Consider the following 15,080-nt stretch of genomic DNA (forward strand, 5'->3'; position numbering starts at 1 on the left):
GCTTGCCAAATCCATGCTGCGCTGCGATATATCGGACGTGTCTTGGGAGGAATTCGGTTAAAGGAACCAAGGCAATGACCACTCGCTTCCGTCCGGTACATTCCGGCTTTGAAACGCTCCGCCTGGCGGGCCTCGGCCCTCGCTCCAGTCAGGGTTACCATCGTTTCGGCGCAGCCGCTAACGAACAGATGACCGCACGCGCTGCCATGCAGCAGGTCCGCGTGACGCGTCCCTCGGCAGTCTTTGCGGATTTCCGCGAGCGCTGAGATGCTCTCAGGCCAGTTTAACGCTGGTCCCTAGATATGATTGCGCGCTGGCGTCTTTCTTCGGGAAGGCGCCTTTTGCTTTTTGTGGAGCTTTTTTCGCGAGAGGGTTGCGAGGTTTTTGAGCCCCCCCCCCAATGCTCTGACGTCATCCTCGGGCTTGACCCGAGGATCTAAGCACCTCAACAAAATCAAAACGTTGGCAGATCCTCGGGACAAGCCCGAGGATGACGCCGAGAGAAGAGAGACCCGCCGTCGTCAACTTCAAGAGAACGGCACGCAAGCATACCGTGGGACTAGCAACGTCACCCCTGCGGCGTCGAGGCCTTGCGGGCCGCGCGTCTCGCCAAACCCAGTTGATGCTCGCGGAAGATGATGAAGATGCCGGCGAGAATCACGATCGCCGTGCCGATAAGCATCGTCAGCGTGGGAATATCTCCGAACAGAATGTAGGAAACAGCGATCCCGAAAACGATGGAGCTGTATTCGAAGGGCGCGATGACAGAGACTTCCGCGTGGCGATAACTTTCCGTCAGGAAGATTTGCGCGACGCCGCCGCAGATGCCGCTGGTGATCAACAGCACGGCCTGTGTCATCGTCAGCGTGCTCCAGCCCAATGGCACGCTGATCAGCGATAACAACGTAGCGGTCAGCGAAAAATAGAGGACGATGGTCGGGGTCTTTTCCGTTTCCACCAGCTGCCGCACCTGGATCATCGCCAACCCGCCGAGTGCCGCGCCGCACAGCACGGCAATGGCGCCCAGCCCCTCGCCCGCGGCAAAGCCGCCCTCCCGCAAAAGCGTCATCTTCGGCCACAGAATGACCAGCACGCCCATCATGCCAACGAAGACAGCACTCCAGCGATAGATGCGCACCTTCTCACGCAGGATGAAGGCGGCGAAAACGACGGCAAGCAGGGGGGAGGCATAACCGATGGCGATGAATTCCGGCAGCGGCAGCATGGTCAGCCCGTAAAAGCCGCAGACCATGGAAAGAATGCCGAGAAAACCGCGTTTGAAATGGCCGAGAAGATTGTTGGTGTGCAGCGCGCTTGCCAGCGCATGCAGCCAGGCGAGATAAACGACAATGGGCAGAATGGCAAAGGCGGAGCGGAAGAAGGTGATCTGGCCGGCCGGCACATCACCTGCGGCCTTGATACAGGTCTGCATGACAAGAAAGAAGCCGACCGAAATCAGCTTCATGCTAATCCCACGAAAGGGATTCATCGGTTCGGCGTTCATTGGCAGTTACTCATATCGGCTGCGCAGACACGCCATCGGGAGGTTTTCATGCGGGAAAGGACGACGCAGGAGAAGTGGATGCGCCAAGGCTAGAGCATTCTTCCGGGGCTTTACAGCAAAAAATGCTATTTACCCATGAATTCGGTTGATCTGGGGCAGCTTCGTTTGCCCGGCTGGCGGGATGGCCGCGCACCAAAAGCGACACGCGCTAAAATTTGAAGAAAATAAAATATAATTTCAGCAATCGTTCAACATTTCCTGCGATGGTCCTGAAGTCCGGCGGCGGGAGGATCGTCTGCGGGGCCGACGAAGCCTTCCATGGCGGGACAGAATGTCCTCCGATGCGCACATGAACGTGACCAATACTCCACCTATTTTACATCCGGGCCTTATGACGACATGATGCCGGGAAGACCACGCCAAGTTATTCAGGGATAGTCATGCGAACAGACACGGGCCAGATCGTTCACCTGGCAGATTACCGCCCCACCGATTTCGTTCTGGAGCGGGTGGATCTCACCTTCGAACTCGACCCCAAGAATACCAAGGTCGAAGCCCGTCTGATCTTTCATCGGCGCGAAGGTGCTGAGCGTGAGGCGCCACTGGTTCTCGATGGCGACGAGCTGAAGCTCTCAAGCCTGCTGCTCGACCAGGTGGAACTTCCCGCCGGCCAATATGAGGCAACGCCCGACAGCCTGATCATCCGCGACCTGCCGGCCGAATCTCCCTTCGAGATCTGCGTCACCAATTACATCAACCCGCAGGTCAATACGCAACTGATGGGGCTTTACCGCACCAACGGCGTTTATTGCACCCAGTGCGAGGCGGAAGGTTTCCGCCGCATCACCTATTTCCCCGACCGCCCCGATGTTCTGGCGCCCTATACGGTGACGATCATCGCGGCGAAGGAAGGCAATCCCCTGCTGCTCTCGAACGGCAATTTCCTCGGCGGCGGCAATTACGATGAAGGCCGTCACTTTGCGGCCTGGTTCGATCCGCATCCCAAGCCCAGCTATCTCTTCGCGCTTGTCGCCGGTGATCTCGGCGTGGTGGAAGATAGCTTCACCACCATGTCCGGTCGCGAAGTGGCGTTGAAGATTTACGTCGAGCACGGCAAGGAGCCGCGCGCGGCCTATGCCATGGATGCGCTGAAGCGTTCGATGACATGGGACGAAGAGCGCTTCGGACGCGAATATGACCTCGATATATTCATGATCGTCGCCGTGTCCGATTTCAACATGGGGGCGATGGAGAACAAGGGTCTCAACGTCTTCAACGACAAATTCGTGCTGGCCGACCCGGAAACCGCCTCTGACGCTGACTACGCCAATATCGAGCGTATCATCGCGCATGAATATTTCCACAACTGGACGGGCAATCGCATCACCTGCCGCGACTGGTTCCAGCTCTGCCTGAAGGAAGGCCTGACGGTTTATCGCGATCAGGAATTTTCCGCCGACATGCGCTCGCGTCCGGTCAAGCGTATCGCCGATGTACGTCACCTGAAATCGGAGCAGTTCCCGGAGGATTCCGGTCCGCTGGCGCATCCGCCACGCCCGGATACCTATCGCGAAATCAACAATTTCTACACGACGACCGTTTATGAGAAGGGTGCCGAAGTCACCCGCATGATCGCCACCATTCTTGGCGCTGAGGACTTCAAGAAGGGCATGGACCTCTATTTCGAACGGCATGACGGCGAAGCAGCGACGGTCGAAGATTTCGTCAAGAGCTTTGCCGATGCCAGCGGTCGCGATCTCTCGCAGTTTTCGCTATGGTACACCGAGGCCGGCACGCCGCTGGTCTCCGTGTCGTCCGCTTACGATGCCGGCAAGGCCACTTTCAGCCTGACGCTGGAACAGACCGTGGCACCAACGCCCGGCCAGTCGGTGAAGCAGCCGCGCCACATTCCGCTCTCGCTGGCGCTGATCCTCGATAACGGCCAGATCGCCGAGCCGCAGGCCGTCGAAGGCGGCGAGTATCGCGATGGCGTGCTGCATCTGACTGAGCGCAACCAGACCTTCTCCTTCTCCGGCATTTCCTCGCGCCCGGTGCTGTCGATCAACCGCAGTTTTTCGGCACCGATCAATCTGGATTTCGAGCAGAATGCGGCCGATCTGGTGCAGATCGCCCGGCATGAAACCGACATGTTCGCCCGTTTCCAGGCGCTGACCGATCTTGCCCTGCCGGCGCTGATTGCCGCCACCAAGGCGGTGCAGAACGGTGAAGAGATACAGACGGATGCGGCGCTCTCTACCACGCTCATCGAAATCATCGGTGACGATACGCTGGAGCCGGCGTTCCGGGCACAGGCGCTTGCCCTGCCGAGCGAAACGGATATCGCCCGCGAACTCGGCGGCAACACCGATCCCGACGCCATCCACAAGGCGCGCAATGCCACAATCAAGGCCATTGCCACGACCGGCCTCGAGACGCTGCGACGGCTTGCCGATAGTGCTGCCAATGCCGAGGCCTACAGCCCCGACGCCGACAGCGCCGGACGCCGTTCGCTGCGCAATGGCGCCCTGAGCTTCCTCGCCTATGCCGAGGGAACGCCGGAGCGGGCGGCGAAGGCCTATGCCGACGCCACCAACATGACCGATCTCGCGCATGCGCTGAGTGTCCTGACCCAGCGTTTCCCTGATAGCGCCGAGACGAAGGAAGCCCTTGCTGCCTTCGAAACGCGCTTTGCCGACAATGCGCTCGTTCTCGACAAATGGTTCTCGCTACAGGCCGCCATTCCCGGCGACGGGGCGCTTGACCGCATCAAGACACTGATGAAATCGAAACATTTCATCGCCACCAATCCGAACCGGGTGCGTTCGCTGGTCGGCACGCTCGCCTTCTCAAACCCCACCGGTTTCCACCGTGCGGACGGCGCGGCCTATCGCTTCCTGGCCGAGCAGATCATCGCCATCGACAAACGCAATCCACAGCTTGCCGCGCGCATCCTCACCTCCATGCGCTCCTGGCGTTCTCTGGAGGCAAGCCGTGCCGAACACGCGAAAGCCGCGCTTTCGACCATTGCCGAGGCAAAGGGCCTCTCGACGGATGTGAGCGATATTGTCGGGCGCATCCTGAAGGGCTGAACCTCCGCCGAGGCTGCACCGCCACCCTGATCGACGCCATGACGCCGTCTTGATTTCCATCAAGGCGGCGTCATGCATTGCGCGGCATCATGCTGCACAAGGGGCCGAAGCCGGCCCGGGATCAGAAAGGAATGGCAGATGACGGACATGTCGAAAACGAGCGCCTCGTTTCAGCGTTTCATGACCGATGCCCCGGCCCACAAGGCGGCATGGTTTCAGGCCGTGCAGGGTCTGGGTGCAGCCTCGACGCTGGATGTGAAGACGCAGAGCCTGATCTATATCGGCATTCTGGCCGCACTGCGCCTGGAAAGCGGCATCGGTTTTCATGTCATGGAAGCCAAGGCGCGCGGTGCAAGCCGCGACGATATCATCAGCGCGGTGCTGACCGGCCTCCCCGCCGCCGGCAATGGCGTGATCGGTGCGCTTGGGCCTGCACTGGATGCTTTCGACGGCGTTTGAGCACATCCCTGCACCGCCGGAATTGAGGTTCCGGCTCACTGATTTTGCTGACAAAACCCGCTTTTTCCTGAGCAGCATCAAACCGTCCCGAAAAAATACGGAGTCGGTTCAAGGGGTTAAAATTCTTTTAACTTTTGCCTCTGGACACGGCGAATCGCATTTGATTCATTAGGGATATTCGAGCGGCGGCGCTTCGAATCAGTGGGGATATCTAAAAGGCGGGACAATGACGAACGTGCGGCGGGCGACTGCGGGCGATGAGCGGCCGTATGCCAAATTTTCTGATCTGGCGGCCTGGGGCGAAAGGCTTTCCAGCGACCTGATGGGTTTGATGAATGGCACCGACCGCCCGCCGGCGCAGGTCGAGACCCTGCTGAAACGTCTGATCCCCATTCTCATCCTCGCCTTCCTCGTCGTCGTTGCCGCCTCGCGCATGATGGGCATCGTTGCCGAATATAGCCGCATGGAAGAAGCCGCCCGCCATTCCACCGCGCTGACGGCGCTGACTGCCAAAGCGGCCCTTCTCAACAACGACACCGTCTTCACCACGCAGGATCGGACCCGCGCCGAGGCGAACCTTGTCGCCGCTTTGCCATCGGGCAGCCTTGCCGATGGCACCATGGTGCTGCTCTCTGGCAGCAATGGCCGCATCTTCGCAGGCGCCGGTAAGGATGCCTTGCTTTATGTCGGCACCTCGCTGCCCGCCCTGCTTCCCGAGATTGCCATCGTGCAGCGTTTCCCCGGCGCACCCGGCACCATCGAGACCAATATCGATGGCCAGCAGCATTATGCGACGATGATCCCCTTCGGCGACGATGGCGCGATGGTGATCGCGGCGCGTTCGCTGCAGCCAATCCGGTCCTTCTGGCGCAGCGAAATCGCCATGAACGTGACGTTGTTCGCCGGCATCTCCTCCATCCTGCTCGTCGTGCTCTACGCCTATTACATGCAGGTGAAGCGCGCCCGCGACGCGGACGACATCTTCGCCGAATCGAACCTGCGGGTGGAAACGGCGCTGTCGCGCGGCCGCTGCGGCCTGTGGGATTTCGATCTTGCCAGCCGGCGCATGTTCTGGTCGGGCTCACTCTACGAAATTCTCGGGCGGCCGCCGAAGGCCGCACCGCTCTCCTTCTCCGACGCTGCCCGCATGATGCATTCCGAAGACGGCAATCTTTATGAGCTTGCCCGCGCCGTCGGCTGCGGCAACCTGCGCCAGATCGATCAGATTTTCCGCATGCGCCATGCCAAGGGCCATTACGTCTGGCTGCGCGCCCGCGCCCAGGTCATCCGCACCAATAACGGCCCGCGCGTCATCGGCATCGCCATGGACGTCACCGAACAGCATCGCCTCGCGCAACGCTACGCCGAGGCCGACCAACGCCTTGCAGATGCGATCGAATCCACATCGGAAGCCTTCGTGCTGTGGGACAAGAACGATCGCCTGGTGATGTGCAACACCCATTACCAGAAGGCCTATGGCCTGCCGGACAGCGTGCTGGTTGCGGGCACCGAAAAAAGCACCGTCTATGCTGCAGCCGCTCGCCCTGTCGTTGAGCGTCGCGTTGCCGATCCGGACCAATCCGGCCTGTCGCGCACCACGGAAGTGCAGCTTGCCGATGACCGCTGGCTGCAGATCAACGAACGCCGCACCCGAGATGGCGGCCTCGTTTCGGTCGGCACCGATATTACCCTTTTAAAGCGCCATCAGGAACGGCTGCGCGATTCCGAACGCCGGCTGATGGCGACCATTGGCGATCTCTCCGCCTCGCAGCACAAGCTGGAGCGGCAGAAGACGGAACTTTCGGACGCCAACGCCAATTACCTCGCCGAAAAAGAGCGCGCCCAGGCGGCAAACCGGGCGAAATCGGAGTTCCTGGCCAATATGAGCCATGAGCTGCGCACGCCGCTCAACGCTATCCTCGGCTTTTCCGAAATCCTGCTGAACGAGATGTTCGGGCCGGTCGGCTCGCCGAAATATTCCGAATATGCGCGCGATATCCACGATAGCGGCAAACACCTCTTGAACGTCATCAACGACATTCTCGACATGTCGAAGATTGAAGCCGGCCATATGCGCATCAACCGCGAGACCATCGATCTCGCGCCGCTGATCGAGGAAACGCTGCGTCTCACCGCCATTCAGGCCGAGCAGAAGAACATCACAGTGCAGCAGAAGGTCTGCGCTGGCCTCACCATGCAAGGCGACCGCCGCGCCATGAAGCAGATCATGCTCAACCTGCTCTCCAACGCCGTGAAATTCACCGGCGAGGGCGGCCGTATCGCGCTGCGCACCCATGTGCACGAAGCCGCGATGATCCTCACCATCGCCGACACCGGCATCGGCATCCCCGCCCAGGCGCTCGACAAGATCGGCCAACCCTTCGAACAGGTGCAAAGCCAATACGCCAAAAGCCAGGGCGGCTCCGGCCTCGGACTTGCGATTTCCCGCTCGCTCGTCAAGCTGCATGGCGGAACGATGAAAATTCGCTCGTGTGAGGGTCGCGGAACGGTGGTGACGATTATCATTCCGCATACGGCGGGGCGTTGCGGGATGGTGCATTGAGGTGGCGTTGGATGCGCTGACTGTCCTGTAATAAGTAAAGGTCGAGTGCGCGATCCCCCCCTCTGCCCTGCCGGGCATCTCCCCCTCAAGGGGGGAGATCAGCTAGACGGATGCTCCCCGCCAAATTCGCAACATTTGAGATGATCGCGCCGTTGCCGCATACCGATCTCCCCCCTTGAGGGGGAGATGCCCGGCAGGGCAGAGGGGGGTGAAGCCTCACCCACCATTCTTCACCACCGCCACAAACGCTTTCCGCACCGCTTTCGCCAGCCGCTTCACCTCACCCTCCAGCGTTGAGATATCTGGGCAATCCCCCGCTCGGCACACGAGATCGATCAGACCCGCCGGCGCCTCTTTCGGATTGAACGCCCCATCGATGCACAGCCGCACGATCTGGGATATCTCGGTATAAAGCCCCATCGCCGCCATACAGTCATCGAGAGCCTGCGGCTCCATGACGGGTGCTGCGAGCGCCTGCAGCGCTTCGGCGGTGTTGCGCCCCGGTTCATGCACGGCAAGTCCTTTCACCGGCCCCACCAGCGCCAGATATTGCGCGATGAATTCGAGGTCGATCAGGCCGCCATTGATGAGCTTGAAGTCCCAATTGTTTTCCGGCGGTTTTTCCTGCTCGATGAGGCTGCGCATTTCCAGCACATCGGCCGAAACCTTGGCCACGTCGCGCTTTTGCGAAAGGATGGAGGCGATGATGCGGCGCGCGTCCTCCATCAGCGAGGCTTCGCCGCAGATGAGCCGCGCGCGCGACAGCGCCATATGTTCCCAGGTCCAGGCTTCCTCGCGCTGGTATTTCTCGAAGGCGGAAATGCGGGTCGCCACTGGCCCCTTGTTGCCGGAGGGACGAAGCCGCATGTCCACCTCGTAAAGCACGCCCTCCGCCGTCGGTGCGGAAAGCGCGGCAATCAGCCTTTGCGTGACGCGGGTGAAATAACGCACGACATCCAGCGGTTTTGCGCCGGTGGATTCATGGGCGGTGTCGTCATAATCGTAAAGCAGGATGAGATCGACATCCGAACCGGCGGTCAGTTCGAAGGAGCCGAGCTTGCCCATGCCCATGACGGCGACGCGGCCGCCGGGATAGGACCCATGCGCCGCTTCCATCTCCGAAAGAACCGCATTCAACGCCGCCTCGATGACAAGATCGGCAAGATGAGTGAAAGCACGGGCAGCGACCTCACCGCGGATTGCGCCGGTCAGCAGCCGAACCCCGATCAGGAAGCGCTGTTCGGCGGCGAAGATGCGCAGCCGGTCGAGAATATCCTCGTAGTGGCGGGCATTGGATAGAAAGTTGCCCATGCGGTGGGCGAGATAATCGCGGGTCGGCACGTCGCTCATCAGAGCCGGGTCGAGCATGCCATCGAAGACATGCGGGCGGGCGGCGATGATTTCAGCCAGACGCGGGGCCGAGGACATGATCGTCACCAGCAGCGACAGAAGCGCCGGGTTGTTACCGAGCAACGAGAAGAGCTGGATGCCAGCCGGCAGGCCGGAGAGGAAATTATCAAAACGCAGCAGCGCCTCATCGGCCCGCTTGCTTTCGCCGAAGGCGCGCAGCAGGTCGGGCGTCAGTTCCGTCAGCCGCTCGCGCGCCTCGACGGATTGCGTCGCACGATAGCGGCCATTGTGCCAGGTGCGGATGACGCGGGAAATATCCTCCGGCCGTTGAAAGCCAAGCGTGGAAAGTGTCTTCAGCGTATCGGGATCGTCCTTCTGGCCGGTGAAGACAAGATTGCCCGCCTCGCCTGACAGTTTCACCTCCTGCTCGAACAGCGCCGAATAACGCCGCTCCACCAGCCGCAGCACCTCTTCCAGCCTCTCCGAGAAGGCCTTGGTGTCATCGAAGCCGAGCATGAAGGCAATGCGCTTCAATTCAGTTTCAGTGTCTGGCAACACATGGGTCTGCTCGTCGCGCACCATCTGGATGCGGTGCTCGACCTCGCGTAAAAACCAGTAGGCTGCCGTCAGGCTGTCGCGGGTCTCGGCGTCGATCCATTTCGCCTCGGTCAGCGCGGCAAGCGCCTCTTCCGTTGCACGCACGCGCAGCGGCGGCATGCGGCCGCCGGCAATCAGCTGCTGCGTCTGGGCGAAGAACTCGATCTCGCGGATGCCGCCGCGCCCGAGTTTGACATTGTGGCCCTTCACCGCGATCGCGCCATGGCCCTTATGGGCGTGGATCTGCCGCTTGATGGAGTGGATATCGGCAATCGCCGCATAATCGAGATATTTGCGGAAGATGAAAGGCGTCAGCTCGCGCAGGAAATTCTCGCCCGCCTTGATATCACCGGCAACCGGCCGCGCCTTGATATAGGCGGCGCGTTCCCAGTTCTGGCCCCTGCCCTCGTAATAAAGCAGCGCCGCCTCCACGGGGATGGCAAGCGGTGTCGAGCCGGGGTCCGGCCGCAGTCGCAGATCGGTGCGGAACACGTAACCATCGGCCGTGCGCTCCTGCATGATGCGCACGAGGCGGCGCATCATGCGGCCGAAATTCTCCGTCGCATCATAGGGGTCGTCCATGATGCCCGCAGACGGTTCGAAGAACACAACGGCGTCGATATCGGAGGAATAGTTGAGCTCGCGCGCGCCGAGCTTGCCCATGCCGAGCACGATGAGGCCGGACCCTTCGCTGGGTGCTGCGACATTCTTCAGTTTCAGCTTGCCGCTCTCATGGGCGGCGAGCAACAGGTGATCGATGGCGGCGGAGAGCGATGCATCCGCCATATCGCTCAGCCAGCGTGTCGTATCGCGCGCGGTGAAGATGCGCGCCAGATCGGCAAGTGCTGCGATGAAAGAGAGCCGCCGCTTGGCTACCCGCAGCCGCGACATCACCTCGTTTTCGCTCGGCGCCCCACCTTCTTCGCCCGGCTTCCAGCAATCGCGCGCATCACGGACAAGCTCGGTCAGCAGCGGCTCGAGCGGTTTCGAGATCGCCAGCGACAAAAGCCCCTCATCCGCCGACGCCATGTCACGCAGATAGGGGGACAGCGTGAAAGCCGCGGCGATAAATTCCTTCAGCGGGCTTTCTCCGGCAAGCAGCGCGGCGACCGCAGGCTCGCTTTTGCCGATATCCTTCAGCGTCGAAAGAACGGATTTCAGTTCCGTCTGCGTATAGGGGCGGATCACGCCCGGCAGAACCTCGCTCAGCCGCCTTTCGGCGGTTTCCCGTTTCGTCACTGTGTCTCTCCCTCTTCCGCCCGTCCTGCCAGAGCCTGCCGGCGCGCCTCTCTGGCGTTTTAACAAATGCCGAGTGCTTTGCGATCAAAAAACCGCTGAGGGAGATGCTTTCCCGGATCCGAGATCGGTGCAAGCGTACCAATCCATCGCATCCACCCTCCAAGGCAGGGCGAACGGCGTGCTGGCTGCCAGGGGCGAGCGTGACCCCCGCTTACAGTTTGGTCAGCGGAAACACCATCGAAACGGTCAGCCCCGGGCAGGCCGCATTCGCGGCGTCCGTGTCCGACAGCTTCAGCGATCCGCCATGCAGTTCCATCACCGCTTCCACCAGCGACAGGCCGAGCCCGGTCCCGGGTTTCGAGCGGCTTTCATCCAGCCTGACGAAGCGTTTCAGCACCTCGCCGCGTTTGTCGGCGGGAATGCCGGGGCCGTTATCGGCGACGGAGAGCACAATGGCCTCCTGCTCTCTTGCCAGACGCACGACGAGTTTTTTATCGCCCTCGCCCTCGCAGGCATATTTCATGGCGTTGTCGATGAGGTTGGAGAGCGCCTGGCCGATCAGTTCGCGGTTGCCCTTGACGACGAGGCCCTGCTCGATTTCGGTTTCCAGAGCCAGCCCCGCATCCTCGGCCACCGGCTCGTAGAGTTCGGCGCTGTCTTCGGCAATCGCCGAGACGTCCACATCGGTCATTTCGGCGGCGATCGAACCTGCCTCGACGCGGGAGATCATCAAGAGCGCATTGAAGGTGCGGATAAGCTGATCGGATTCGGCGATGATGCCTTCAAGCGCTGCGCGGCGTTTCGTCTCGTCATCGTCGTCGAGCGCTGCGGCCGCCTTGTTGCGCAGCCGCGTCAGCGGCGTCTTCAGGTCATGGGCGATGTTGTCGGAGACCTGCCGCAGACCCTCATTCAGCTTTTCGATGCGGCCGAGCATGGCGTTGAGCGAACCGGACAGGCGGTCGAATTCATCTCCGGAGCGGCCCTGCGGCAGGCGCTGGGAAAGGTCACCGGCCATGATCTTCTTGGTCGCCGCCGACATGCGGTCGATGCGTTTCAGCGCATTGCGGCCGATGCCGAACCAGATGAGCAAGGCACCACCGCTCATGATCGCCAGCGCCACCATCAGCGCATTGCGCACCAGCGCCCGGAACTTCGTCGGCTCGCCGAGATCGCGGCCGATCAGGATGCGCAGACCGTTGTCCAGCGTGAAGACATTAGCGGTGGCCAGATGCTGAACGCTGTTGCCGCTTTCGGAATAACGCTCGTAACGGAAAGGGAAACCTGTCCAGCCTTCCTTGTCGAAGACGCCGGGCTGCACGGAGGCGACGTTGCCGGCCAGGATTTCACCATTCGGGCCGGCAATGATGTAAAGGCTCGCGCCCGGCTGGCGGGCGCGTCGCTCCATCATCCGCAGCAGCGGGTTGATGCCGCCGCGATTATAGATGCGCTGCACATCCGAGACTTCCTGCAACACGGCGTCGCGCGTCTGCTGGTTCAGCAACCGTTCGGAGAGAGCGGTGACATAGAAGACGAGGAAGGCGGCGCAGAGCGCGAACAGCAGAATATAGAGCGCCGAAAGGCGCACCGCCGTCGATCTGAACAATATTCTGAGGCGGGCCATTTTCGCCAATCAGCCCTCGTCCTTCATCATGTAACCGGCGCCGCGAATGGTCTTCAAGAGCGGCTTTTCGAAGTCCTTCTCGATCTTCGAGCGCAGGCGGGACACATGCACGTCGATGACATTGGTCTGCGGGTCGAAATGATAGTCCCAGACATTTTCGAGAAGCATGGTGCGGGTCACCACCTGGCCGGCATTCTTCATCAGATATTCGAGCAGGCGGAATTCGCGCGGCTGCAGCAGGATTTCCTTGCCGTTGCGGCGAACATCGTGCGACAGCCGGTCGAGTTCGAGATCGCCGACGCGGTAGATCATGTCCTGCTCGGGCTTGCCCTTGCGGCGACCCAGCACCTCGATACGGGCGAGCAGTTCGGAAAAGGCATAGGGCTTCGGCAGGTAATCATCGCCGCCGGCGCGAAGGCCGGTCACGCGGTCATCCACCTGACCCAATGCGGAAAGGATCAGCACCGGCGTCTCGATGCCGCGGCGGCGCAGCTCGCTTATGACGGAAAGCCCGTCGCGGCGCGGCAGCATGCGGTCGATCACCATCACGTCGTAAGCGTTCTCGCAGCCCATGAACAGGCCGCTCTCACCGTCGCTGGCATGATCGGCGACGATCCCGGCTTCGCGGAACGCCTTGGTCATATAGGCCGCAGCCTCTAGGTCGTCTTCAATGACAAGAATCTTCATGTGCGGGACAATAGCGCCCTCGCCCTTTTCCGCACAACCGGAAACAGATGCGGGAGTAACTTCCTGAACTTTGTTTTCCATGAGGTTTCCTCCGAAGACTTAAGGCCTATGGCGTTATCTCGCTTCAAGATGGGCGACTACCTGTGGAGCGAGTGGTCGCCGCTTGTTTCTTCTCCCCGCCGGGGAGAAGTCCGCGGCAGCGGGATGAGGGGGCAAGGGTCAAGATAAAACGAGGGCTAGCCCCCTCATCCGACCCTTCGGGCCACCTTCTCCCCCCTCGGGGAGAAGAAACGGGCTGCAACGCCCTGCCATACTCAACCGCCCCATCTGAAGAGCGGAATACGATGCCGGCTCCCGAAAGAACCGGCATCGCCTGTCAATCTATCAACCCTGGTCGATATCCAGAGCGATGAAGCGGCTGCCATCGTCCGTCTGGATCTGGAACAGGGCCTTGGAACGACCGTCCTTCTTGGCCTGCTCGAGGATCTTCTCGACATCGGCGGCGGAGGCGACCTGCTGGTTGTTGACCGAGGTGATCTTCTCACCCGTCTTCAGACCACGGGCAGCGGCATCGCTGTCGGGATCGACATCGGTAATGGCGAGGCCATTTCCGTCATCGGAAGGCGAAACCGTCAGGCCGAGGCTGGAGAGCACCTTCTCGCTGGAGGACTGGCTGCCCTTGTCGTCGTTCTGGCCTGGTGTCGCCTTGGAGGCCTCGTCGCTGGTGAGATCGCCGAGCGTCACCGTGACGGACTGCGACTTACCACCACGCCACAGCGAGATTTCGACCTTGCTGTTGGGCGCCATGCCGCCGATGCGGCGCGACAGATCGCGGGCATCCTTGACGGGATCGCCGTTGACGGCGGTGATGATGTCACCCTGCTTGATACCGGCCTTGTCGCCCGGCGAGCCGGACTGCGGCGAAACGACCAGCGCACCCTTGGCTTCGGCAAGGCCGAGCGATTCGGCGATATCCTTGCTGACGGGCTGGATTTGCACACCGAGCCAGCCGCGTTCAACTTTGCCGTCCTTTTGCAGGTCGGCGATCACATCCTTGGCGACCGAGGACGGGATGGCGAAGGCGATACCGACATTGCCGCCGGAGGGCGAGAAGATGGCGGTGTTGATGCCGACCACTTCACCGTTGAGGTTGAAGGCGGGACCACCCGAGTTACCGCGGTTCACGGCAGCGTCGATCTGGAGATAGTCGTCATAGGGGCCGGAGCCGATATCACGGCCGCGGGCCGAAATGATGCCTGACGTCACCGTCCCGCCGAGGCCGAAGGGGTTACCGACGGCGACGACCCAGTCACCAACGCGGATTTTGGTGTCATCGGCAAATTTCACATAGGTGAACTTGCGGTTCACATCGACCTTGAGCAGCGCCAGATCGGTACGCGGATCGCGGCCGACAAGCTTGGCGTCGAGTTCGGTGCCGTCATTCATGACGACCGTATAGGCGGAACCGTCATCGACGACGTGGTTGTTGGTGACGACATAACCGTCTTCGGAAATGAAGAAACCGGAGCCTTGCGCGACCGGGCGCAGCGGACCTTTGCCGTCACGATGGCGGTTCGGACCACGGTCGGAGCGATCCTGGTTGGGGCCGCCGAATTCCTTGAAGAAACGCTTCAGCGGATGGTCATCCGGCAGCTGGTCGAGGCCGCGGCCGCCGAAATTGAAGGAGAAGTTGCTGGAATCGTCGGAAGCAGGCTGCACGTTCGACTGCACGCGAACGGAAACGACGGCGGGCGAGACGGCATCGACCACATTGGCGAAGCTCGGAACCTGCGGCGCGGTTACTTCGACAGGGGCAGCAAACGAGTGAAGGATCGGAGCGGCGAGGCCGGTCGAGAGCATCAGCGCCGCAAGGCCGCCAACGGTCGTGGCCTTCAGGGCCGTCTTCAGCGAGGCCGTCTTTAGCGAGGAATGGCCGTTTTGCGAATGAGACATGGTGTACCTTCTTTCTTC

9 protein-coding genes are annotated in these 15,080 nt (G+C 61.2%); 4 read left to right on the forward strand and 5 right to left on the reverse strand.

What is annotated here, in order from left to right:
* Positions 1-74: 74 nt before the first annotated feature.
* Entirely contained in the window at positions 75-266 is a 192-nt protein-coding gene (locus BS627_RS08280; protein WP_003509784.1) for a hypothetical protein, read from the forward strand.
* Between the two features lie 302 nt (positions 267-568).
* Here BS627_RS08280 and BS627_RS08285 read toward each other — a convergent pair whose 3' ends face one another.
* The gene (locus BS627_RS08285) at positions 569-1,504 is read right to left on the reverse strand and encodes a DMT family transporter (RefSeq protein ID WP_077982642.1); all 936 of its coding nucleotides are present in this window, start codon (positions 1,502-1,504) and stop codon (positions 569-571) included.
* 440 nt (positions 1,505-1,944) lie between these two features.
* Here BS627_RS08285 and pepN point away from each other — a divergent pair, with 440 nt between their 5' ends.
* From pepN to BS627_RS08300, 3 genes are all read left to right on the forward strand, one after another.
* Complete coding sequence (gene pepN, locus BS627_RS08290; RefSeq protein ID WP_077982643.1) at positions 1,945-4,593, forward strand: aminopeptidase N; 2,649 nt, start codon at positions 1,945-1,947, stop codon at positions 4,591-4,593.
* Between the two features lie 138 nt (positions 4,594-4,731).
* On the forward strand, positions 4,732-5,052 hold the full coding sequence (locus BS627_RS08295) for a carboxymuconolactone decarboxylase family protein (protein WP_077982644.1): 321 nt from the start codon (positions 4,732-4,734) through the stop codon (positions 5,050-5,052).
* Positions 5,053-5,278: 226 nt separating this feature from the next.
* Positions 5,279-7,615: a PAS domain-containing sensor histidine kinase gene (locus tag BS627_RS08300; protein WP_077982645.1), complete on the forward strand. Its 2,337-nt coding sequence runs from the start codon at positions 5,279-5,281 to the stop codon at positions 7,613-7,615.
* A gap of 216 nt (positions 7,616-7,831) precedes the next feature.
* Here BS627_RS08300 and BS627_RS08305 read toward each other — a convergent pair whose 3' ends face one another.
* From BS627_RS08305 to BS627_RS08320, 4 genes are all read right to left on the reverse strand, one after another.
* On the reverse strand, positions 7,832-10,801 hold the full coding sequence (locus BS627_RS08305) for a bifunctional [glutamine synthetase] adenylyltransferase/[glutamine synthetase]-adenylyl-L-tyrosine phosphorylase (protein WP_077982646.1): 2,970 nt from the start codon (positions 10,799-10,801) through the stop codon (positions 7,832-7,834).
* A gap of 211 nt (positions 10,802-11,012) precedes the next feature.
* Positions 11,013-12,422 (reverse strand): sensor histidine kinase, encoded by a 1,410-nt coding sequence (locus BS627_RS08310; protein ID WP_077982647.1) that lies wholly within the window; start codon positions 12,420-12,422, stop codon positions 11,013-11,015.
* A gap of 9 nt (positions 12,423-12,431) precedes the next feature.
* Positions 12,432-13,190 carry a response regulator transcription factor gene (locus BS627_RS08315; RefSeq protein ID WP_077982648.1) on the reverse strand — a complete coding sequence of 253 codons (759 nt, stop codon included), beginning with the start codon at positions 13,188-13,190 and terminating at the stop codon, positions 12,432-12,434.
* A 303-nt stretch (positions 13,191-13,493) separates the two neighbouring features.
* A complete protein-coding gene (locus BS627_RS08320) occupies positions 13,494-15,062 on the reverse strand; it encodes a Do family serine endopeptidase (RefSeq protein WP_077982649.1) in 1,569 nt (522 codons plus the stop codon).
* Positions 15,063-15,080: the final 18 nt, after the last annotated feature.

The organism is Agrobacterium salinitolerans (assembly GCF_002008225.1).
Lineage (GTDB): Bacteria > Pseudomonadota > Alphaproteobacteria > Rhizobiales > Rhizobiaceae > Agrobacterium > Agrobacterium salinitolerans.

What these genes read in the sequence shown, in the direction of transcription:
- BS627_RS08280 (WP_003509784.1), top strand. Translation starts at nt 75, where the DNA reads ATGACCACTCGCTTCCGTCCGGTACATTCCGGCTTTGAAACGCTCCGC.
- BS627_RS08285 (WP_077982642.1), bottom strand. Translation starts at nt 1,504, where the DNA reads ATGAACGCCGAACCGATGAATCCCTTTCGTGGGATTAGCATGAAGCTG.
- pepN (WP_077982643.1), top strand. Translation starts at nt 1,945, where the DNA reads ATGCGAACAGACACGGGCCAGATCGTTCACCTGGCAGATTACCGCCCC.
- BS627_RS08295 (WP_077982644.1), top strand. Translation starts at nt 4,732, where the DNA reads ATGACGGACATGTCGAAAACGAGCGCCTCGTTTCAGCGTTTCATGACC.
- BS627_RS08300 (WP_077982645.1), top strand. Translation starts at nt 5,279, where the DNA reads ATGACGAACGTGCGGCGGGCGACTGCGGGCGATGAGCGGCCGTATGCC.
- BS627_RS08310 (WP_077982647.1), bottom strand. Translation starts at nt 12,422, where the DNA reads ATGGCCCGCCTCAGAATATTGTTCAGATCGACGGCGGTGCGCCTTTCG.
- BS627_RS08315 (WP_077982648.1), bottom strand. Translation starts at nt 13,190, where the DNA reads ATGGAAAACAAAGTTCAGGAAGTTACTCCCGCATCTGTTTCCGGTTGT.
- BS627_RS08320 (WP_077982649.1), bottom strand. Translation starts at nt 15,062, where the DNA reads ATGTCTCATTCGCAAAACGGCCATTCCTCGCTAAAGACGGCCTCGCTG.